The organism is Pseudomonas sp. LB3P81, assembly GCF_054897965.1.
This window is the reverse complement of the sequence record NZ_JBUBVG010000001.1, coordinates 2791028-2812488: the sequence shown is the minus strand read 5'-3', so window position 1 is coordinate 2812488 and position 21461 is coordinate 2791028. Positions and strand designations below refer to the sequence as shown.

The window sequence follows — 21461 nt, the reverse complement described above, 5'->3', positions numbered from 1 at the left end:
TTTGCTGTTTCTGCAACTTCTAAATGTCTACCGACCGTCCTGGCCCCTTCGACTTGCTCGCGAAGGGGCCGGAACAGGCAACAAAAAAGCCCGCAGACAATCACTTGTCTGCGGGCTTCTTCACATCAGGACTAAAATCTACGCCCGACGCTCATGCATCCGCGCCAACTGCCGCTCCAGCATCGACGGATAAGGCTCCATCAACCGCTCCACGCAGCACGCCCCCTCAGGGCTGGCAATCGGACGGATCCGCGCACGCTGGCGAATCAGTGCGTCGTCACTGATCTTGCGCTCCACCAGCAGCAGGTTGCGGCTGTGTTGCGACAGCGCCAGAGCGTCCTGGGCGGTTTCGGTCAGCAGCAGGTCGATCTGGCTCAAGCCGAACAACTCGTCGCCCAGGGTCAGGCCCAGTTGCAATTGCAGGGTGATGCCGCTGTCCGCGACTTCGATCTGCAACTGGTGGCCCAGCGCCCGCAGCAATTCGCCGCAGCAGATGGCGTTGGTCAGGTAATCGTCGCCGCTGTCTTCGGTGTGGAACACCATCAGCGTGCTGCCATCGTTCAGGCTATGCAGTTCGCCCTCATAGAGCGAAGCGGCTTGGTCGAGGCAATCGCGATAACGCTTGAGCAGTTCTTCCAGGCGCGCTCGGGGCAGGCGACGCAGCTGATCCTGAGCGCCCAGCTGCACGGCCAGCACCGCGCTGTGTTGCGGCACGTTCGATACCTGCGGTTTGACCACTGGCTTCGGTGCGCTCGCTACCGATTCGTCACGCAAATCGGCAAACGCATCATCGTCATCCTCATCTTCTACGGTGCTGACGATCTGCCGTGGCGCAGGCTTGAGGCCAGCGACAGGCTTGGTTTCATCGAAACTCGGGTCCCGCAGATTGCGAACTTCGAAGGACGGCTCGTCGGCGTCTTCGTAATCGCTTTCGTCGTCCTCGGGTTCCGGCTCAGGCTCGGGCTCGGCCGGTTCTGGCGCGAAGTTGGCGTGCAGCTGGCGAGCCAGGTCGCCGATCTCGTCCTGACGCCCGGTAGCCGGGGTGTATTCATCAATATTGCGCAGCCACACACGCAATTGCAGCAGCGGCGTGGAGATGTGCCGACCCAGGCGCAGGCTCAAGGCCAGGGACAAGGCCAACAGAATCGCACTCAAAATGCCCATGCTTTGCAGGCTGATGGTCATCGGCTGCTGGAATTGATCCATGTCCAGGCTGATGCGCAGTTGTCCGGCGGTCACGTCCTGGAAAGTAATCTTGCTCTGGTACATGCCCTCGGCTTCACCCAGCAGGCTGTGCTTGGGGCGCTGACCGGCTTCGGCGAGGATACGGTTATCCACGCTGTAGATGGCGGCGTGGGCCACCAGCTTGTTTTTGGTCAGGTTGTTGAGCAGCACGTTGAGGCTGAGGATGTCGTTGGACACCAGCAGTTCCGTGGCGGACGTGGCGGTCTGCGTGGTCAGGCTTTCGCCCAGGGCATCCGCCTGCTCGTGCATGGCCTGCTTGAACTGCAAACCCATCACGCAGGCGTAGATCACCAGGGCCAGAGCGACCAGGATCACGTTATGGCTGGCGATGCGCAATGCAATCGGTACACGGCGGTGGCGCAGTGCACGGAAGATCAGCAGAAAGAAGTTATCGGTTTTTACTGGCGTGGGCCGGTTCACTTGAGCTCGGCTCTTTTGTCCGTGAAGTTGAAGCGCAGTATAGCGACAGGCCCTAGACCGGCAAAGCGCTCACGGTGCCCGATGGTCACTGAAAGTGGGTAGAATGCGGTTTTTTTCCACCTGCGGGGGTGCGCCTTGCGCGAAATCGTCCTGATAAACATCACGGGAGTCGACCGTCCGGGTCTGACTGCGGCCATTACCGGCGTTCTGGCCCAGGGTGGTGTGAACATTCTCGACATCGGTCAGGCGGTGATCCACGACACCCTGTCGTTCGGCATCCTGGTTGAAATTCCTGACACCGAGCAAGGCAAATCGGTGCTCAAGGACATTCTGTTCACGGCTTACAAACTCGATCAGCAAGTGCGTTTCACGCCGGTGTCCGAAGAGGATTACCAGCTGTGGGTCGGCAATCAGGGCAAAAAACGCCACATCGTGACGCTATTGACCCGCAAAGTGACCGCCGGGCAATTGCAGGCCGTGAGCTCGATCACCGCCAAATATGGCCTGAACATCGACCACATCGACCGTCTGTCTGGGCGCATGCCACTGGACACGCCGGCTGACAAGGGCAAAGGCTGTATCGAGTTTTCCGTGCGCGGCGAAGCGGCTGATCCGCAAGCGCTGCGGGCTGAATTCCTCAGCGTTGCCCAGGAATTGAACGTCGACATCGCCTTTCAGGAAGATTCGCTGTTCCGCCGCAACCGCCGCCTGGCAGTGTTCGACATGGACTCGACGCTGATCGAAGCCGAAGTCATCGACGAGTTGGCCAAGGCAGCGGGCGTGGGCGAACAGGTTTCTGAAATCACCGAGCGGGCGATGGCCGGTGAGCTCGACTTCCGCGCCAGCTTCAAAGAGCGTCTGGCCTTGCTCAAAGGGCTGGACGTCGGCGTGCTGGATTCGATCGGCGCCTCTTTGCGCCTGACCGAAGGCGCCGAAACCCTGTTCGCCGAACTCAAGCGTCTGGGCTACAAAACCGCGATTTTGTCGGGTGGCTTCACTTACTTCGCCAAGCAATTGCAGGCCAAGCTGGGCATCGACTACGTGTTCGCCAACGAACTGGAAGTGGTCGATGGCAAGGTCACCGGCGTGGCGGTCGAGCCGATCGTCGATGCGCAGCGCAAGGCGGATCTGCTGAGAGAGCTGGCGCACAAGGAAGGTTTGCGTCTGGAGCAGACCATTGCGGTCGGCGACGGTGCCAACGATTTGCCGATGCTGGCGATTGCCGGGCTGGGCGTGGCGTTTCGTGCCAAGCCGCTGGTCAAGCAGTCGGCGAAGCAGGCGATTTCAACACTGGGGCTGGATGGGGTGTTGTACCTGTTGGGCTTTCGGGATCGTGACGGGCAGCTCTGAGTTTTCCAAATTGTTAGAAGTGCCTTTGTGGCGAGGGAGCTTGCTCCCGCTGGGTCGCGAAGCGGCCCCCAAAAAAAGGACTGCTACGCAGTCCTGACGGGAGCAAGCTCCCTCGCCACAGATGTTTGCTTAGCCCTCAAAGCGTCTGCCACAACGAATCAAAATCCTCCTCGCTACTGACCACGCCGCTCCCCGCGGCGTTTTCGTTACTGGCAGCCTCCAGCGAACGATAGGCAAACTGATTAAAACTGTTGGTGCTCGCCACCCGCTGATCCAGTCCGGCCCGGCGTTCCTCGCCGTTGGTGTTGATCATCACCTTGTTGCCTTCCTCAAAGGGCAATCGCGGGGCGAGCAGGGTGGCCGGCAGGTCTATCGCGCTGATGGCCGGCAGTAGCAGGCCACGCAAGTACTGGCTGTGATCGTCACGCGTGCGCACCAGTTGCAGGCCGCAAGGCTCGGCGAAGGGCGCGACCTGCTCGATACCCATTTGCGTACCGCCGCCGTGAACCTGGCGGATCCAGCGCACCACCGCGATGCTCCAGCCCGACCCCGCCGTATCCTCGATGCCGACCATTTCGCCAGCCTGTAACTCGGCCGGCACTGCATCGGGCCAGGCCAGGCAATAACCGCCTGGGCTGTGATTGATCACCGGCAAGGTGTAGGTCGGAAAGTGACGGTTGCGGTCAGACGCTTCGTGACTGTCGTCATTCTGAAGTTGCGGGTACTCGATTTCTTCGTAGGGCAGCAACGCGTCAGCGGTGCCTTGTGGTGCCGCGTCGAAGGCATGGTGCCATTGATCTTTTTCCCGGACGGAGGTCGCCGTGAACTGCGCGCGGCCGGCTCCGGGATTTTTCAGGATCTCGCTGAACGGGCGTTGGCCACCCAGATAGAAGTGCAGTGCGCTCATGCCCACGCACAAGGTCAAGGTGCCTTGACTGGCCGTGCGCTGGAAACTGCGTTCAACCGCCTGGCCCCAAGCGGCATTCAGGTGTTGCAGCGTATCCAGGCTCAATCCTGCGGGCACGGGCAGTGGCGCCGGGCTGTCGGTTTTTTCCAAATGGGCTTCAATGGCTGCGACCAGCGGCTGCGAATCGAGCCCCAGCAAGCTCTCCTGTTGCTCGGGCCGGAATTTCGATCGGTAACGCGGCCCGGTGTCGAGCTCCGGCGCGACGGCAAACAGTCCGTCGACCGGCGTTTCCGGTTGCAGCTTGATCAATTTGCTCCACGGCTCCAGCACTTCGGCGAGCCGCGCAATCTGGTTCTGGCGCAGTTGATTGCATCGTGCGGCGCCCAGCAGCAGTGCGGCCACGTACGTCTGCTCGATGCTCAGGGCCAGCGTCTGGCTGGCCAGCTCATCGCGCAGGCTCAGGTGCTGGAGCCGACGGGAGCAGGCGATCCGATACAGCTGATGCAGTTCCAGCCACACACCTTCCGGCACCGGGCAATAGAGCTGGGTGGCGCGGATCAGCGGCCCGTTGAGGCAATGGATCGCCCGTTACAATGCCTGGGCCAGCAGCGGTGCGCGGTCCTTGCTGAAGCGCAGCGAGATGCGCACGACGATCTGTTTATAGCCAATCGCCAAATGACTTTGCAGTGCCTGGCAGAGGTTGGCGATCTTGCGCGAACGCTCGTCGAGGACAATCGACTGGTGCAGGAAGTGCCGCTCCAGGTGTTTGCAGACGTAATACACCTCGGGCCGCAGTAACTCGAGTAATTGCAGGCGATTGTCGCTGGGTGTGAGTAACTGGTTCAGTTCGCTCAAGCCCTGATAGAGCTGGCGTGCAGTTTCGCCGATGTTGGCTTTGGGCAGGTCGGCGATCCAGCGCTTGAGGTCGCGCGGGGTGGCTTCGCAGAATGACAGGCGCAGCTGTGCCGGGACAGGTGCGCGGAGCAGCAGATGGGGGCTGGTCTCATTCATGCCGTGGACAAACTCCAACCGGGAAAATGGGCAGTGAATGACTTGACTGTAGCAGCAATAGCCTGCCGAGGAACCCCTGCCTCGGTAGGAGCTGCCGAAGGCTGCGATCTTTTGATCTTGATCTGCGGTGACCACGGGTAAAGATCGCAGCCTTCGGCAGCTCCTACGGAAATCTACCGTTTGTCTGTCAGTCGGGTGATGACGAGGCGTGCTACTAATCTGACAGACGTGCGACTGGATACGCACGGTCGTACGGCCTGCTGCCTGTGCCGGGCAGGTCTCTCGTAACTTCAAGGAGATGAAGTTTATGTCTAGATACGTAGTGGCAAATCAATGGGGCGGTAGTTCTGCACCCTGGCATCCGGGCGGAGACTGGACGTTAGGCGCACGGGACAACCAGAAGGTTGTCGCCATCGAGATCAAGTCGAGCGATGGCGGCAAGAGCTTCACCGGCACCATGACGTACGCGGGTGAAGGTCCCATTGGCTTCAAGGCTCAGCGCACGGGCCAGAACCAGTACAACGTTGAAAATCAGTGGGGCGGCAATGACGCTCCATGGCATCCGGGTGGCAAATGGGTCATCGGAGGCCGGGACAATCAGAACGTTGTCGCGTTGAGCGTGACCTCCAGTGATGGAGGGAAAAACCTCAGTGGCACCAATACCTACGCCAACGAAGGACCGATCGGTTTTCGCGGGCAGATAGAGTAGCGGCACCACCGAAATGTCCGACCCCACGAAGACGTTCGTGGGGTTCGGATCAGGGGATCAGGCTTTTGGCAGGCCCATGCCCTGACCCATCTGCACCGGCGAACCGGCCGCCAGTTCTTCAGCCCACTGCACTTGATCCGGGCCGAACAAGACGACCGCCGTCGAACCCAGCTTGAAACGACCCAGTTCCGCACCTTTTTCCAGGTGGATTGGCGCACGGGCTGCTTCGTCGTAGCGGAAGGTTTTCAGTTCGCGTTTCGGTGGCGTCACCAGGCCCGCCCAGACGGTTTCGATCGATGCCACGATCATCGCGCCCACCAGCACCACGGCCATCGGCCCGCGCTCGGTGTCGAAAATGCACGCCACACGCTCGTTGCGGGCAAACAATTCCGGAACGTTTTCAGCGGTGGTCTGGTTGACCGAGAAAATCCGGCCCGGGATGTAGACCATTTCGCGCAGAGTACCGGCTAGCGGCATGTGCACGCGATGGTAGTCCTTCGGCGACAGGTAAATGGTCGCGAAATCACCGCCCATGAACGGCGCAGCGTTGGCGGCGTCACCGCCTAGCAATTCCAGCACGCTGAAGCTGTGGCCCTTGGCCTGGAACACGCGGCCGTGCTCGATCGGGCCGAGTTGGCTGACGGCGCCGTCGGCCGGACTGAGGATCGCGCCCGGGGTTTCGTCCAGCGGACGAGCGCCGTCTTTCAGCGCTCGGGTGAAGAACGCGTTGAAATGCTCGTAAGCCGTCAGGTCTTCGACCAGGGCCAGGGACATGTCCACCTGATAACGCTTGGCGAACCACGCGGTGAATGCATTCTTGAACCAGCGCACACGGCATTCGGCGATGCAGCCGGCCAGTCGCGAGAGCAAGTGGTGGGGCAGCAGGTATTGGCTGAGGATAAACAAACGCTTATTCATTAACTGTCCTTAAAAACCTTAGATCTCTACAGGCGTATCGGGATGGTTGCCCCATTCGCCCCAGGAGCCGGCGTAGCCTTTGACCCGCGGATAACCGAGGGACTTGGCCACCAGATAGGTGAAGCCAGAACGGTGGTGAGTCTGGCAGTGGGTAATCACTTCTTTGTCTTTGCTGATCCCGAGTTGTTCGAGGATTTGCGGCATGTCTTTGCGGATGCGCAGGTTGCGCGTCCGGTCCATGCCCGCGGTCCATTCGAAATTGACCGCGCCGGGAATGTGTCCGCCCTTGGCCGCCAGGACTTTCTCGCCGGAGTACTCCAGCGGTCCGCGCGCGTCCCAGATGGCCAGGTCAGCGGCGCCGAGACGGCTTTGCAGGTATTCGCGAGTGGCGGTGGGTTCATCGTGCAGGGTCAGCGCAACCGGGCCGCCGACCGCAGGCGGGATCTGGATCGACATGGGCGAGCCTTCTGCCAGCCAGGCCGGCAGACCGCCGTCGACATAGTGGTACTTGCTGTGGCCGATGACGTCCAGCAGCCAGATAAAGCGTCCGGCCCAACCGCCGCCTTCGTCGTCATACACGACGTAGACCGCATCGGGGTTGTGGCCCAGCTCACCGAACAGCGCTTCGAGGGCCGCTTGCGGCGGCATCAGGCCTGGCGCAGGCGGTTGGCCGAGTTGCGTGCGTTTCGGATCGACAAACCGCGCACCGGGAATATGCCCTTCGGCATAGCGGGCGCTGCTGGTCAGGTCCACCAGAATCAGTTCGCGGGCGTCGAGGCGAGAGAGCAAGTCACTCGGTTCGATCACCAGCGGCAAGCCAGAGAAGTCAGACATGTGAGGTCTCCAGAGCACAAAGGGGAGGATTGTAGCGGGTCATTGGCCGCGATGGCTAAAGCTGTTCAGGGCTTTCTCGATGCACTGCGCGGTTTTGCCAAAGGCTTGCACGGTGATTTCCGAAAACGGCCCGCCACCCTGATCCGCCACCACGATCATGATCACGCGTCCGTTGTTGGCCAGCGAGCGTAACAGCAGGTGTTCGCCACCGAACTGCGAACTCAGGCTGGCCGGCAGCAGCGCCGAAAATTGCGCGTTGTTGGCCGGTGTCAGGCGCACCTGGGCCTGTTGCGAAAGCAGGCGTTGCAGCACCGTGCTCTGGCTCACCAAAAAATTCAGACCAGCTACTTCTTTCGGCAGCCCGGCAATCTGGTGCACGCGCAGATTGGCGTGCGTGCGGTCGGCCATCAGGATCATCACCCGACGCATGCCGCACGCGACCAGTGCGTCACGGGCCGAGTTGGTCAAGTGCATGGCATTGGTGAAACGACTCGGCTCCACCAGCAGCTCGGCACATTGCCTGCGCCACTTCGCCAGGTCTTCGGCGGTCGGCGCCGGGGCCGGCAGCAGACCGGCGTGAACGCGGTTCATGCCCCACGGCCAGAGCAGCGCAACGGCCGGGTGCCAGAGGTCCGGCATGGCGTGTTGGCGCGCACTGTTGGCGGCCTGTTGGTGCAATTGCTGTTGCACCTCGTCCATCGGCATTTGCAGGTAAAGGCTGGTCAGGTATTGCCAGCGTTCACTGTGCGGACTGTCCCAGGCCTGTTGCGCCGACAGCGCCAGACCGTTGGCCAGCAGCACCGTGTTGGCCGGTTGATTGAGCCAGCGGCGCAACGTCGGATCGTCGTCGAGACGGTTCTGCTGGCGCAATGGATGATCGCTGTCGCGCGCAATGCGCAGGACTTTCACCAGTTCCCGTTGTTCATTAAGCAACAGCTTGTAACCCTGCAGCACCCAGATCGGCAGGTGCCAGATCTCCACCAGCGCCTGAGCGATTTCCAGCAGGCGAACGCCAAACAATTGCTTCTCGACGTTGCGCGCCGACTCGCCTTTATGGATGACCCGCAACTCCCATTCTTCAAGCAGCTGCGGATGGGTGAACGCCATCGGCCACAGCGGCGAAAGAAACAGCAGGCTGCCCCAGTGGATGTCCTGCCACAACCGCGCCAGGCGAGCGGCGAAAAAACCGTTGGCCTGTTGCGTCGCGTGCTGGCTGATCATCTGCAACTGACGCAGGGCCACGGGAATGTCCAAATCCGGTTCCGCGGGCAGCCGCGCAAGCAACTCTTCGGTGCGCTTCAAACCGAGGCGATTGATCGCCACCTCAAGGTTTTCCGCAGGCTCGGTCATGCTGCCGTGGGTGTGCCGGTTGGCTTCGCGAATCACGCTCAAGGCCAGGGCGGGGCTGGCTTGCATCAGCTCGGCGATATCGCGCAGCGAGCTGCGGTCGTCGCGGATGGCCTTGCAGACAAGGTCATGGCTGGCTTGCGGAACCGGCAGGCGCACGCCATCGAGAAGCTTGACCCAGCCTTCGAGTGTGGTCGGTTTTGGAGTTGGAACGTTTGTTTCGTTAGCCATGGTTGGACACGATCACCGTCTGCATTACCTATGCCCGGAGCGGGCCAAATTGGCTTTTCGCCTGAACTGCCTATAGTCTGGCGCAGTTTTGCCGATAAGTAGAAGAAGAGATTTTTTAACTTCCGAATATGACCTTGAACCCGACTCAGTAAGTGCTCTCCTACCTATGGCTAAAATAATCGGCATCATCGTCGTATTCGCGAGCGTGCTCGGCGGATACGTGCTCTCCCATGGCAAAATTGCCGCACTGATTCAACCCTTCGAGGTGATGATTATCGGTGGCGCGGCCCTTGGTGCATTTTTGCAGGCCAACCCCGGTTACATGACCATGCACGTGTTCAAGAAATCCTTGGGCATGTTCGGTTCGCGCTTCACTCACACCTTCTATCTTGAAGTGCTGGGCCTGATCTACGAGATCCTCAACAAGAGTCGCCGCGAAGGCATGATGGCCATCGAAGGGGATATCGAAGATGCCGCCGCGAGCCCCATCTTCGCCAAGTACCCGACAGTCCTCAAAGACGAGCGCATGACCGCGTTCGTCTGTGATTACCTGCGCATCATGTCGTCCGGCAACATGGCTCCCCACGAGCTGGAGGGACTGTTCGACATGGAGCTGTACAGCCTCAAGGAAGATCTTGAACATCCGTCACACGCCGTCAACGGCATCGCCGACGGCATGCCTGGCTTCGGTATTGTCGCGGCGGTATTGGGTATCGTAGTGACCATGGCTTCCCTGGGCGAAGGTGATCAGGCATCGATCGGTCTGCACGTCGGTGCGGCACTGGTCGGTACCTTCTTCGGTATTCTCGCGGCGTACGGTTTTTTCGGTCCGCTGGCCCACTCCCTGGCCCACGATGCCAAGGAAGAACTGAACGTCTACGAAGCCATCAAAGCCTCGCTGGTCGCTTCGGCGTCCGGCATGCCGCCGTCGCTGGCGGTGGAGTTCGGGCGCAAGGTTCTGTACCCGGCGCACCGTCCGAGCTTCGCTGAGCTGGAACAAGCGGTTCGTGGTCGCTGAGTTATGGAAAATAATCAGCCGATAATCATCAAGCGCGTCAAGCGCATCGCCGGCGGGCATCACGGGGGCGCCTGGAAAATCGCCTTCGCCGACTTCGCGACGGCGATGATGGCGTTCTTCCTGGTGTTGTGGCTGCTGTCCACTGCAACACCGGAACAGAAGATCGCCATTGCCGGTTACTTCAAGGACCCGGTCGGCTTTTCCGAAAGCGGCACGCCTTACATCATCGACCTGGGCGGCACGCCGACCCTGGCGCCGGAAAACACCCTCAACCCCGAGGTGAAATCCCAGCCGCAGCCGGACAAGGTGACCATCGACGCCGAACAGGTCGAAGGCATGGCCGAGATGGTGGAGAAGGAACGCCTCGAACTGTTGCTGCAAGAATTGCAGAACAAGGTCGAAGAGAACCCGCAGCTGAAGAAATTCAAGGACCAGATTCTGTTCGAGATCACGCCGGACGGTTTGCGCATCCAGATCGTGGACGCCGAAAACCGCCCGATGTTCGACTCCGGCAGTGCGCGTCTGAAGCCGTACTTCGAAGACATCCTGCTGGCCATGGCCGACACCATCAAAGCGGTGCCGAACAAGATCAGCATCAGCGGTCATACCGACGCCAAGCCGTACTCGGGCACCGGCGACTTCGGTAACTGGGAGCTTTCAGCCAACCGTGCCAACGCCGCACGTCGGGCGCTGGTGGCGGGCAGTTATCCGGATCGGCAAGTGGCGCGCGTCGTCGGTTATGCCTCGTCGGCCTTGTTCGATCGCGAGAAACCGCTCAACCCGGTCAACCGCCGAATCGACATTATCGTGCTGACCAAAAAAGCCCAGCGTGCCATCGAAGGTTCGCAAGGCGCGGAGCCGGCTACAGAGCCGACGCAAGGGCAGGGCGGCCCGGGTGAAGTGCCGGCCGACCCGAACGCATTGCCGGCGGATAAGGAACCGTTGCCGGCCCATGAGCTGCGCGAGCGTTTGAATCTGTTTGATGATCCGGCGCCGAAACCGGGTGAAACACCGAAGCAGTGACCCACAAAAAAGCCGACAGCGATGTCGGCTTTTTTGTGCCTGTTGATTTTGTTCGGTGGGAAAGTGCCTGCCTGCATTGGGCGTCAATCGGTCATTGGGAAACGTCCGTCATGGTTTCGGGACTCTTCCTACATCTATCCGGCAGTGCTCTTGGTAGGGTTTTTGCCAATGTCGCGTGCACTAACCAGGACGGTTTTGACATCGCGCTTTCACATCCTCCGTGCTTAAGGATAAGCGTATGTTCAAATCGGCCAATACGGCGCAATTTGCGCTGCACATCCCCGCTGTTCGTAACGATTTCAAAGTCCTCGCCTTTGACGGTGTCGAGGCCATCAGCGCCTTGTACGCGATCAAGGTCGAGCTGGTCAGCGAAAACCCTGATTTCGATCTGGAAAGTCTGCTCAGCCAACCGGCGTTTCTCCAGTTTGGTCTGAACGGCGAAGGCCTTCATGGCCATATCGAAGAGGTGTTCGTCGGTGAACCCGGCAAACGTCTGACCCGTTATCACCTGGCTCTCGTACCGACGCTGCACTACTTGCAGTTCAGCCACGATCAGCGAATTTTCCAGAACCTGACGGCGCCGCAAATCATTGCTCAGGTGCTCAAAGGTCACGGCATTCAGGCCGATGCCTTTGCCTTCCACGTCAGCACCAGCCCGGAGCGCGAATACTGCACTCAATATGGGGAAAGCGATTTCGAGTTCGTCCAGCGCCTGTGCGCCGAGGACGGCATTGCGTGGCATCACCAGCATTCGCCGGACGGTCATTTACTGGTGTTCACCGATGACCAGACCTTCTTCCCCAAACTGGGCGAAACCCCCTATCGGCAAGAGTCCGGTATGATTGCGGAGCATCCGGTCGTCAGCCAGTTCTCCATGGGTTTTCGCAACCGAACCAGCACGACCACGCGTCGGCATTACGACTTCCAGCGCCCGAGTCTCTTGCTGGAAAGCCGCTTCACCGCCGAGTTCACTCCTGAGCTTGAAGATTATCGCTACCCCGTATTGATCGAGAACGAAAAACTCGGCAGGCAACTCGCTCGTCAGGCCCTGGAGCGCCACCGTGCCGATTACCTGCTGGTCGAGGGCAAAAGCGATCAGCCAACTCTGCGCGGTGGTCACTTTTTTGACCTGACTGAGCACCCGCGCGAAGGCTGCAATGATTTATGGCTGTTGCTCAATGTGACGCACGCTGGAAAACAGCCTCAGTCACTGGAAGAGGCCATCACCCACGACGTCCAACCCGAGGACGGCTTTACCCAAGGCTATCGCAACAGCTTCAGTGCTATTCCATGGGACGTGTTTTACCGACCGCCCATGCGGAAAAGAAAAACCCTGCTGGTCAGCCAGACCGCCCGCGTGACCGGCCCGGTCGGCGAGGAGATCTATTGCGATGAATATGGTCGTGTGAAAGTCGAATTCTATTGGGACAGGGCCGAATTCAACAGTGAAAAAAGCAGTTGCTGGCTGCGGGTATCGACTAATTGGGCGGGTAAACGTTTCGGCTCGATGACCATTCCGCGTATCGGCATGGAAGTGGTCGTCACCTATCTGGACGGCAATCCCGACAATCCGCTCATCACCGGCTGCGTGCCGAACAAAGTCAATGCGGTGCCCTACCCGCTGCCGGAGCACAAAACCAAAACCGTATTGCGCAGCTACAGCTCCCCGCAAACCGGCGGTTACAACGAACTGTCGATTGAAGACCGCGCCGGGCAGGAACAGATCTACCTGCGCGCCGAGCGCGACCTGGACCAACTGATCCTCAACGACAGCGACACCAAAATCGGCAACGACCGCCGTGAACAGATCACTCGCGACAGCCACAGCCTGATCAACAACGACCGCTTTGAACAGGTGGGCCACAACAGCGCCAGCCTGATCAAGGGCGACGAACTGCATACGACTGAAGGCACGCGACACACAGTGATCGGCGGCAACGAGGTGATCTCGATCACCGGCAACAGCAGCACAACAGCGGATGGCACGCTGGTCATTCAGGCCGGGCCTCACGCCCATGTCACGGCCGCCAATGTGGTGATCAAGGGTGACCGGAGCTTGACGTGGGAATGTGGCGGTCACTTCATCGTCATCAACGCCAGCGGGATTTTCAGCAGTGTGGCCATTGTTGTGGGCGGGGCGCCGCTGGCCGGGATAGCTGCGGAGCTTGCTCGCTCATTGAGCCCCGTAGCGCCACAGGCACTGATTGCGCCATCGCTGGCCGCGCAAAAACTGGCATTGACCCAGGCAGCTGAGCGGGCTGCGCCGATCTGTGCCGTGTGTCAAAAACTGGCGGAGATGTCGGCATGAGTCAGGTTTATCTGCTGCTGGATCGCTCCCAGATCGAACGTCTGCCTGAGCGTCTGTTTGAGTTGGAATGCACAACCTACCAATCGCTTTACCAAGGTACCGCTTACAGCCCGCTGGAAGAGGTCGGACCGATTTTGGTGCCTGTTGCTCCCAACAGCCCGCTGGCCCAGACCTTTTCCCAGGAGTGGAGCGCGACATGTGGCATCTGGCTCGAGTCGCAGGCGCAAGAAGCTGTTGTGCTTGGGCACTTGCGTAGCCTGATTCACGCTCGTGTTGAAGGGGATGTCACGGTCTTGTTCCGTTACTACGACCCCCGTATCACGGGATTGTGGCTGGCGCAGTTGTCCGCCGGTGAGCGGGATCGCTTGATGGGTCCTGTGCGACTGATCCGGCTCCCGGCATTGGATATCCTTCAGGAAAATCCGGATCAACCCTCTGCACCGTATGCGCACGAGCCTTGGTTGTTCCTGTCTGCAGAGCAACTGGAGCACTTGGGCACCGCGCAGCGACAGCGCTTCGCTCAACGGTTGATCGAACACTGCCAGCAATACTTATCCGAATACCTGCAAGGGCTGGACGCTGTTGCACTGCAACAGTGGGCGTCTCAGTGCCAGCACAGTGCCGCTCGTCACGGTTACAGTGCCATCGATGAAGTCCTGCTCTGGGCTCGCTTTCACGCTGTGCTGGGCACTGACTTTCCCGATGCACCTGCTCACACCGCTTACCGGGGTTTGTTGGCCGAGTCCGGTGTCTCGCCCAAGCAACGGCTGGATAACCTGAATGCCGAACTGACGCGTCAGCAGCTTAGCGGCGAGGCGTTCAGCCTATGAGCACAAAACAGCTGGCATTGATTGACCAAGCCGCTCAGGCCGAACGCGCCGCCAAGGCTCAGCCTCACGTCGATATCAACAGCACGCTGGCGCCGTGCCCGGCCAGCCAGGCCGAGATTTTCGTGGTGCCCGTACGGTATGCCTTGGCTGAAGAAAAGGCCGAGCACCCGTGCTGCGCTCCCGGCGTAACCACGCAAAGCCGGCCCATGGCCGCACGACGCTTGCGTGCGGGGTTTGTATATCTGTGGCAACACCAAGGCCCCCTCAAACGCTATGCCGTCTCGCCGAATGGCCAACTCAAAGAACAAGCGCTGGAAGCCGACGCGACCCTGGTGCTCGACGCCACCTTGGCGGGGCTGGCCCTGCAAAAAGTCCACGATGCCTGGATGCTCTACAGCGAGTTCCCGCTGAACCCCGAGCACTGCCAATCGCTGAGCGACAGCAGCGCCAAGCGCCGTGAACACATGCGCCATGTAGCCTTGCGCGCCGTGGCCAATGAACTGCAAGCCGAGCATTGCCCGCCGCTGGAAAAAGCCGCTGAGGTCATGGCCGAACTCATCCCCGACACCTTCGCCCGGTCCATGAAAGTTGACTCGCAACGGGGCGCTGAGGAGACCGGCGCGCTGGGCGAAACCGTAATGAAAGATCCGACACCGGCCAACATCAAGGCTTACACCGACGCCATGCACCGCGCCCGTGAGCGCGAGAAAGTCATCGCCCAGCACCCCGGTGCCAGCGATCAGTCGCCGGGCGAATGGAGCGCCGAGCCGTGGGACGGGCAGGGCACTCAGGATTGGCTGGACAGCGCCATGGCCCAAACCGAAGGCCTGTTCGCCATCTTCGCCTGCCTGGACGACGATCTCGGCGTGTTGCGTGACATCAATCACGAACAGGAATGGATAGAAGCGAGCCACGAACAATGGTTGGGCGAGAATAATCTACGCCTGAGCATCGGCGGGTTCGTGCGCAGCCTGATCAGCGAAGATGGTGCCGAACTGGCAGGGTCCGTCATCTACCGCTACAAGGACCGAGACATCAACCTCACGCCCGAGCAGGGCCAGGTCATGCTCGACACCCAGCATCGGCTGGATGAAGAACTCAAGGCCGAAACCCAGGCCCGTCAATTCGGTGGCCAACCCACTCAGGCCCAAGCCGCCGCACGTGATGCGAGGATCGCGGCCATCGTCGCGCCGGTGCGGGCCTTTATTCCGCCGGACTTGTACACCGAAGCGGAACTCATCGTCCGCGAATACCGCGCGGAAAAACACGCCAACCTCAACAACCATCTGTTCAGTGCCAAGGTCGGTGAATATATCGACCTTGAGGCCATGAACACCTGGTTCGCGCAGACGGCCACCGCGCACTATCAGCACATCGAACAGCGTCACACCGCGTTATTTGCCGACCGCGGCGTGTACCTCAACCGCTCGCTCAGCGGCACCTGGTTTGTCGATTACCACGACGTGGAGGCGCGGCACTGGCTGACCGAATTGGCCATCGGCTGCCTGACTGCGCAATGCATCCGCGCCCAGGGTGCCGAGCAATATGCCGACTATGTGCGCGCCGCGGATGGTGGCGCACTGAAGCAACTGTTTAACGCCTGGACGCCCTCGATCGATGCGGTACTCAACAGCACCTCTCGCCTGGGCGAGTTGATGGCGGCACTGGCCTCCGACAACATCAGCGCTACCCATCAGGCATTGGCACCCTTGAGCGCCGAGGTTCTGGACGACATCGGGGCCATGGCCCGCGAGGCGAACAGTGCATGGAGCGAGCTGGTGAATCGGCTGGCGGCAGCGCTGTTGTTGCTTAAGGACGACAACAGCTTCAGCCGTTCATGGATGGGTATCCTCATCGCCAGCCGCCTGGGCAGCGACACGCGCTTGCAGTCCGTGATCGAGGGCGGCCGGGCGGTGTGGAAATTGATGGGGACGCTGGGCGAAGAGCTGGCCCGCTGGGCGAGCGCATCAGGCAAGGCTATTGGCGCGGGGCGTGTGGAACGAATCCTTAAATCCAGCCTGGTGATGAACAGCGGGGGAGTGGTGCCGTTGGCGGCGTTGTTGTTGAACGTGCTGAATGCGCATAACCATCTAAGCAGGGCGGGGGTGTTGGAGGGGATGGACAGTCGGCGAGTGAATGAAACGGTGTCGGCGACGTTGTATGCGGCGGTGGCGTTGGTGGCGGTGGTTGATAATCAGGTGCGGAAGGGGTTTGGTGTCAGGGAAGTGTCCATGCGGTTGCCTAATGGCAGGGTCGGTAGCGCACCGACGCTTACTTTGTTTGGTGGGGTGATTGGTGGGTTGTCGTCTGCTGCGGCAATTGCAGAGTTCCGGTCCTTGCAAATACAACTTGAGAGCGCCCAAAACCGAATCGATCCATGGCTGCAGATGCGCCAGATCGTGGTCGGTGGGCAAGTCGCGGCTTTCGGTGCCCAAGCACTGTTAGGCTTTTCCTACACCGCTCGCGCCCTCGCGGGCTCAATAACCGTCGAAGCGGCCATCCTGCGTTACACGCTTTACATGGGGCCCTTGAACTGGATCATTCTCGGCTTAGGGGTCGTTTACCTGGCTGCATGGTTCTTTGAGCGAACGCCGCTGCAAAACTTCCTGAGCAATTGCTGCTGGTCGAAAGCCCGAGCTATTGATCTGGAACCTATCGCGCCTAAAGCCCAGCAGGATGAGCTTGATCGGCTGTACTTCATTCTTTATGCGCCTCGAGTCCGCATGGAAAGCACTTCGGAGGCCACTGCTAGTCACGGCCCGTCCGGCCTCGCTTTCGAAAGCTCCATCACTTCCCTGACCATCGACTTGCCGGGTGCGGAGCCCGGCAGTGTCTACCTGGAGCTGAGCATGATCGGTGACCCGTTGGACACCCAGCGCAATCGTGATCTGATCAAAAACAGCCCGCTTAGTCACTACAAACCACCCCGCCCTTGGCGAGATATGACGCCGCACTGGTTGAACAGCAGCACCTGCCACTGGATACCGTTCCAGGAAGGTCAGGGCTTACGCCTTACTGGCCCTTTTAACATCCTGTCGAATGTATTGGGCACGACACCCAGCACGGTTTCCCTGCGAATGCGTTATCGCACGCCGTTGACCGCAATGCTTGGCGCCCGCACCTTTATCGGCGGAGAACGAGGACTTGCTTTTACCCTTAATCACGCGACCGGCGTAATAGCGCTTTGGGCCGACCCGACGCCTGAGCTCGATCGTGTACCGAACTACCGGCTCGGCGAGGATCACCCCGGCACCATTTACCTGCAACCCAAGGACAAACGATGAGCATGCCACCGGCAGGCAACACGAAAAAACGGCCGCTTTCTCGCAATGACTATTTGGCGCCGCTGCCAATTCCCACGGGTAGGAAGCCATCTGATGTGCTCAACATCATATGGCGCAAGAACGACGTGTTTTTGGATATTGGTAACTACAGCATCGGCTCTGCGGTGATGGTTATGTGGCCGACGGTTATGACGTTTTTAGCCATGTCTTTCTTCACTCGAAATCTCGACATTACTTTCAGCCAAGATGTTTTGATCTTGGGGGCAATTATTACAGGCATTCCCGCGCTGTTTATCATCCAGGGCCTCTTTCGGAAAGTGCCCCTCCCCGTGCGCTTCAATCGCCAGCGCCGAGAAGTCTGCGTACCCCGTGGCGGTGAATATTGGGTCGTCCCTTGGGAAACCGTGACAGCCGCCGCTACCCAACACTCATCGGTAAGCCAAGCCGGTAAAACCACGATGGGTTTGTTGGTCATCGGTTTCGAAAACCCTGACCCTTTGGCCAAGGACGACAACAAGCATTTCTCCTTGGGCTTCAACTGTGGCGGCGGCACCACGGCTATGGCGTTGTGGGAGTGCATGCGCAGTTACATGGAGATTGGGCCGGAAGTGCTCCCACTAACAAATGACTTTGAGGGGGGGCCCCCGGTGTCAGGATAGTTGTCGCCTCTCCGGTTTTTCCTAAAAAAGCATATCGGGGGCGGAAAGAGACTGGTCGTGCCGTACTATTCACCTGAACGCAGAGCCGCATTACTCAAGATGCTGCTTCCCCCACTGAACCTGTCGATGGCCGAGGTTTCCCGGCGCGAAGGGGTCAGCGAAATGTCTTTGTCCAACTGGCGCAAGCAGCTCAGTTCTGAAGGAAGTGCAGTGTCCGAAAACAAGCAATCGGCTCAGAACTGGTCAGCCGAAACCAAGTTTGCTGTCGTCCTTGAAGCGGCCGGTTTGTCCGAGATCGACCTGGGCGAGTATTGCCGCCGCAAAGGCCTTTACCCCGAGCAAATCACTGCCTGGCGACAAGCCTTCATCACCGGCCAGAAATCGGAAAAGGCCCAGCAAAAAGAAGATCGGGAGCAGTCTCGCAAAGATAAGAAACGCATCCAGGAACTTGAGCGCGAACTGCGCCGCAAAGACAAGGCGCTCGCTGAAACAGCGGCGTTGTTGGTGCTGCGAAAAAAGCTCAACGACTACTGGGGGACCGACAACGAGGACAACTGACGTCTTTGCCAGAACGGCAGTTACTCGTGGACTGGCTGAGCAACGCGGTCGCGGCGGGAGCCAGAAAAATCAGGGCCTGCCTGGAAATCGGTCTATCGCTGCGGACTTTGCAACGGTGGACTGAAACAGACGTTATCCAGGCCGATGCCCGAACGACTGTCACACGGCCAACGCCGCGAAATGCACTAAACGAGGCTGAGCGACAGACCATTGTGACGCTGTGCAACAGCCTGGAGTACGCCCATCTGCCGCCGAGCCAGATCGTGCCGCGCCTGGCCGATCAAGGGCGCTATCTGGCGTCGGAGGCAACGTTTTATCGCGTCTTGCGTGCGGCGGGTCAACAGCAGCATCGAGGTCGTAGCCAGCGCCCCAGGCGGCACGCGGCCCCAACGACGCATGCGGCTGAAGCGCCCAATCAGGTGTGGTCATGGGACATCACGTATCTGCCGTCGCCGATACGCGGCAAGTATTACTACCTCTATCTGATCGAGGATATTTACAGCCGCAAGGCCGTGGGCTGGGAGGTCTACGACGCGGAAAGCGGCGAGAAAGCCGCCGCGCTGCTGCAACGCAGCGTGATCGGCGAGCAGTGTTTACACGAACCGCTGGTGCTGCACTCGGACAACGGAGCGCCGATGAAATCGGTGACGCTGTTGAGCAAGATGTACGAACTGGGCATCACGCCCTCGCGGGGCCGACCGCGGGTGAGCAACGACAATCCCTACTCGGAGTCGCTGTTTAGAACACTGAAGTACTGCCCGCAATGGCCGCAGCATGGCTTTGCCAGTCTGGACGCCGCACGAGCTTGGGTGAGGGATTTCATGCGCTGGTACAACAACGAACACCGGCATAGCCGTATCCGGTTCGTCACACCGGCTGAGCGGCATCGAGGACTGGACCATCAGGTCTTGGCCCGGCGACATGAGCTGTACGAACGAGCCAAAGAGAAAAAGCCGGAACGGTGGTCGGGTTGCACACGTAACTGGGAGCCGATCGGCACCGTGCTGTTGAACCCGGATCGAGAGCAACAGGTCGAGAAAAGAGCGGCATAGTTAGACGGTTGACGCGACAACTACCTTGAAAAACGCCGAAGCCACGATGGGTTTATTGATCCTCGGTTTCGAAAACCCTGACCCACTCGCCAAGGAAGACAATAAGCATTTCTCCTTGGGCTTCAACTGTGGCGGTGGCACCACGGCCATGGCGTTGTGGGAATGCACGCGCAGTTATATGGAAATCGGTCCGGAGTCGGTCCCTGAAAGTCGCGTTGGCATTGCACCCTACGAAGAAACGCAAATAGGTTCGATCATCACGGATTTGCGCAAGGGCAACGTGTTGGGTGTTTTTTGGGGAATATTTTGCATTACGATTTTGGGGACGTATTTGGCAGAGAAACTTCAGGACTTGAAGCTTTCTCATCCGCCCGATCTGCCCTATCCCGACATCATCGAATGGTCAAAACCATTACCCCCGGAACAGTGGGCCAAACGCTCCCCTGAACTGGAAGAAGCCATAGCCAAACGCGACGCTGAACTGGCTAAGCACGTGGAACAATCGTTGCTCAGGGAAGGGGCGTAGAGACGATCGTGCCCCAACTTCCCGCTCTACCCATCCCCGGACACGGCGACTTGCCGGACTACGATGTGTGCCTCCCGGCGAGCCTGCGTCCCGACGCCGATCGCTTGATCCGCTATCTGCACGCATTGCCGCATCGACGAGTGCGGTACTGCCCCTGGTGTGGCAATTCCAATGTGAGCCCACACACTCGTCTGGCCCAACAACGACTCCCGCGTTACTACTGTGGATCCTGTCGCAAGAGCTGCAACAGTTTGAGCGATTCGCCCTTTGCACACCTGCGCCGGATGGAGCTGTGGTCTACGTTTGCCGTGTACCTGCTGGCCGGTTGGTCCAGCGTCCAGATAGCGCCTCGTTTGGGAGTGAACCCAAAGGTCTATTTCAGTTGGGGGCAGGCGGTCCGGGAGGTGATGGCTGAGGAGTGTCCCGAGTTGCACCAGTGGTGGACGACTCGCCATTACCGGGAAAACCTGCAACCGCCCGAGCACATTGCGGCGCAGCAGCAAGCGGTGATTACGTGGATCGAGACAATGCTGAGTGCACAGAAGGCGAAATGCCCGAGGTGTGGGGGAGAGCGAACCTATCGAATCAAAGGCATTCGCCCGAATTTCAAGTGCGACCCCTGCGTGACCTGCTTTTCCATGCTGTCCGGGACACCCCTGGTTGGGATGATTCGGCCTGAACTCTGGGTCGATTTTGTGAAAGGGGTGATGGACGGCCAGAGTATCCCGGACCTCAAGCGGCGTTCAGGGTTGGGGATGGGCGCCAGTACACGCTGGCGTGAGCAGTTTTTGCTGTTGATTGAAAAGTTGGGGCACCCTGAACTGTTGCAATGGATCACCTGGATGCGCAGTCGTCGTAACAATGAAGCGGTCAGTTTTGTGCGTCAAGGCGGGCATCTGGACAAGGCCACGCGCTCTATCTATCCGCAAGGGACGCGAAAGGGCGGGTTTGTTTCCCAAAAATAGGCGCTGCGAAACCTAGGCGTTACTGAACGCCTGAAGGCGAACGGTCCCGCCACACGACTTGTCGATCTGGAGCACGGGCAGGGTTTTGGCGTGCCGAAAATAAAGTTAATCATCTCCCACGGGCCGGACTTGCGCTGCCGGAGGTAAAAATAAAAGAACGAGGCATTTCCGAGAAAGGTGTAGGACGTCTCCGAGACGCATAAACCGGGTTTCGCTTCACTGGAGGCCCACCTATAGTTTGGCCGTCGCCGACGAATCGGTGATCG

Annotated in this window: 13 protein-coding genes and 3 pseudogenes; 11 read left to right on the top strand and 5 right to left on the bottom strand. The window is 59.6% G+C overall.

Going from position 1 to position 21461, the window contains the following annotated elements; all coding sequences use genetic code 11:
• Positions 1 to 138: 138 nt before the first annotated feature.
• Positions 139 to 1665, bottom strand: a complete 1527-nt coding sequence (locus ACYZTL_RS12995) for an AhpA/YtjB family protein (RefSeq protein WP_461952117.1) — start codon at positions 1663 to 1665, stop codon at positions 139 to 141.
• A 135-nt stretch (positions 1666 to 1800) separates the two neighbouring features.
• Here ACYZTL_RS12995 and serB point away from each other — a divergent pair, with 135 nt between their 5' ends.
• Entirely contained in the window at positions 1801 to 3015 is a 1215-nt protein-coding gene (gene serB, locus ACYZTL_RS12990) for a phosphoserine phosphatase SerB (RefSeq protein ID WP_461952116.1), read from the top strand.
• 136 nt (positions 3016 to 3151) lie between these two features.
• On the opposite strand, the pseudogene ACYZTL_RS12985 reads toward serB, so the two are convergent.
• A pseudogene (locus ACYZTL_RS12985) lies at positions 3152 to 4933 on the bottom strand (molecular chaperone).
• Positions 4934 to 5240: 307 nt separating this feature from the next.
• Here ACYZTL_RS12985 and ACYZTL_RS12980 point away from each other — a divergent pair.
• Positions 5241 to 5642, top strand: coding sequence for a lectin OAA family protein (locus ACYZTL_RS12980; RefSeq protein WP_031318316.1), 402 nt, complete (start codon positions 5241 to 5243; stop codon positions 5640 to 5642).
• 57 nt (positions 5643 to 5699) lie between these two features.
• On the opposite strand, the gene asd is transcribed toward ACYZTL_RS12980, so the two are convergent.
• From asd to ACYZTL_RS12965, 3 genes are read right to left on the bottom strand one after another with little or no spacing between them, the layout of a single operon-like run.
• On the bottom strand, positions 5700 to 6560 hold the full coding sequence (gene asd / locus ACYZTL_RS12975) for an archaetidylserine decarboxylase (protein WP_461952115.1): 861 nt from the start codon (positions 6558 to 6560) through the stop codon (positions 5700 to 5702).
• An 18-nt stretch (positions 6561 to 6578) separates the two neighbouring features.
• Positions 6579 to 7394, bottom strand: coding sequence for a rhodanese-like domain-containing protein (locus ACYZTL_RS12970; protein ID WP_461952114.1), 816 nt, complete (start codon positions 7392 to 7394; stop codon positions 6579 to 6581).
• Positions 7395 to 7433: 39 nt separating this feature from the next.
• Positions 7434 to 8972 (bottom strand): HDOD domain-containing protein, encoded by a 1539-nt coding sequence (locus tag ACYZTL_RS12965; protein ID WP_461952113.1) that lies wholly within the window; start codon positions 8970 to 8972, stop codon positions 7434 to 7436.
• Between the two features lie 166 nt (positions 8973 to 9138).
• On the opposite strand from ACYZTL_RS12965, the gene motA reads away from it, so the two are divergent.
• The 9 genes and pseudogenes from motA (at position 9139) to ACYZTL_RS12920 (ending at position 21195) form a co-directional block, all read left to right on the top strand.
• On the top strand, positions 9139 to 9990 hold the full coding sequence (gene motA, locus ACYZTL_RS12960) for a flagellar motor stator protein MotA (protein WP_461952112.1): 852 nt from the start codon (positions 9139 to 9141) through the stop codon (positions 9988 to 9990).
• A 3-nt stretch (positions 9991 to 9993) separates the two neighbouring features.
• Positions 9994 to 11013: a flagellar motor protein MotB gene (motB, locus tag ACYZTL_RS12955; RefSeq protein WP_461952111.1), complete on the top strand. Its 1020-nt coding sequence runs from the start codon at positions 9994 to 9996 to the stop codon at positions 11011 to 11013.
• 238 nt (positions 11014 to 11251) lie between these two features.
• Positions 11252 to 13321, top strand: a complete 2070-nt coding sequence (locus ACYZTL_RS12950) for a type VI secretion system Vgr family protein (protein WP_461952110.1) — start codon at positions 11252 to 11254, stop codon at positions 13319 to 13321.
• The gene (locus tag ACYZTL_RS12945) at positions 13318 to 14151 is read left to right on the top strand and encodes a DUF4123 domain-containing protein (RefSeq protein WP_461952109.1); all 834 of its coding nucleotides are present in this window, start codon (positions 13318 to 13320) and stop codon (positions 14149 to 14151) included. The genes ACYZTL_RS12950 and ACYZTL_RS12945 overlap by 4 nt, the downstream gene beginning before the upstream one ends.
• On the top strand, positions 14148 to 17435 hold the full coding sequence (locus tag ACYZTL_RS12940; protein WP_461952108.1) for a toxin VasX: 3288 nt from the start codon (positions 14148 to 14150) through the stop codon (positions 17433 to 17435). Before ACYZTL_RS12945 ends, ACYZTL_RS12940 begins: the two co-directional genes overlap by 4 nt.
• A pseudogene (locus ACYZTL_RS12935) lies at positions 17432 to 18052 on the top strand (hypothetical protein); the annotation flags it as partial. The gene ACYZTL_RS12940 and the pseudogene ACYZTL_RS12935, both read left to right, overlap by 4 nt.
• A gap of 99 nt (positions 18053 to 18151) precedes the next feature.
• Positions 18152 to 19704 (top strand): IS3 family transposase gene (locus ACYZTL_RS12930; protein WP_461950368.1). Its coding sequence is split into 2 segments (ribosomal slippage): positions 18152 to 18614 and positions 18614 to 19704, totalling 1554 coding nucleotides; the frame shifts between segments, so codons are not numbered across the junction.
• A gap of 43 nt (positions 19705 to 19747) precedes the next feature.
• Positions 19748 to 20230 (top strand): annotated as a pseudogene (locus ACYZTL_RS12925) (hypothetical protein); the annotation flags it as partial.
• Between the two features lie 50 nt (positions 20231 to 20280).
• On the top strand, positions 20281 to 21195 hold the full coding sequence (locus tag ACYZTL_RS12920; RefSeq protein WP_461952107.1) for a transposase: 915 nt from the start codon (positions 20281 to 20283) through the stop codon (positions 21193 to 21195).
• Positions 21196 to 21461 lie beyond the last annotated feature (266 nt).

What these genes read in the sequence shown, in the direction of transcription:
- ACYZTL_RS12980 (WP_031318316.1), top strand. Translation starts at nt 5,241, where the DNA reads ATGTCTAGATACGTAGTGGCAAATCAATGGGGCGGTAGTTCTGCACCC.
- asd (WP_461952115.1), bottom strand. Translation starts at nt 6,560, where the DNA reads ATGAATAAGCGTTTGTTTATCCTCAGCCAATACCTGCTGCCCCACCAC.
- ACYZTL_RS12970 (WP_461952114.1), bottom strand. Translation starts at nt 7,394, where the DNA reads ATGTCTGACTTCTCTGGCTTGCCGCTGGTGATCGAACCGAGTGACTTG.
- ACYZTL_RS12965 (WP_461952113.1), bottom strand. Translation starts at nt 8,972, where the DNA reads ATGGCTAACGAAACAAACGTTCCAACTCCAAAACCGACCACACTCGAA.
- motA (WP_461952112.1), top strand. Translation starts at nt 9,139, where the DNA reads ATGGCTAAAATAATCGGCATCATCGTCGTATTCGCGAGCGTGCTCGGC.
- motB (WP_461952111.1), top strand. Translation starts at nt 9,994, where the DNA reads ATGGAAAATAATCAGCCGATAATCATCAAGCGCGTCAAGCGCATCGCC.
- ACYZTL_RS12950 (WP_461952110.1), top strand. Translation starts at nt 11,252, where the DNA reads ATGTTCAAATCGGCCAATACGGCGCAATTTGCGCTGCACATCCCCGCT.
- ACYZTL_RS12945 (WP_461952109.1), top strand. Translation starts at nt 13,318, where the DNA reads ATGAGTCAGGTTTATCTGCTGCTGGATCGCTCCCAGATCGAACGTCTG.
- ACYZTL_RS12940 (WP_461952108.1), top strand. Translation starts at nt 14,148, where the DNA reads ATGAGCACAAAACAGCTGGCATTGATTGACCAAGCCGCTCAGGCCGAA.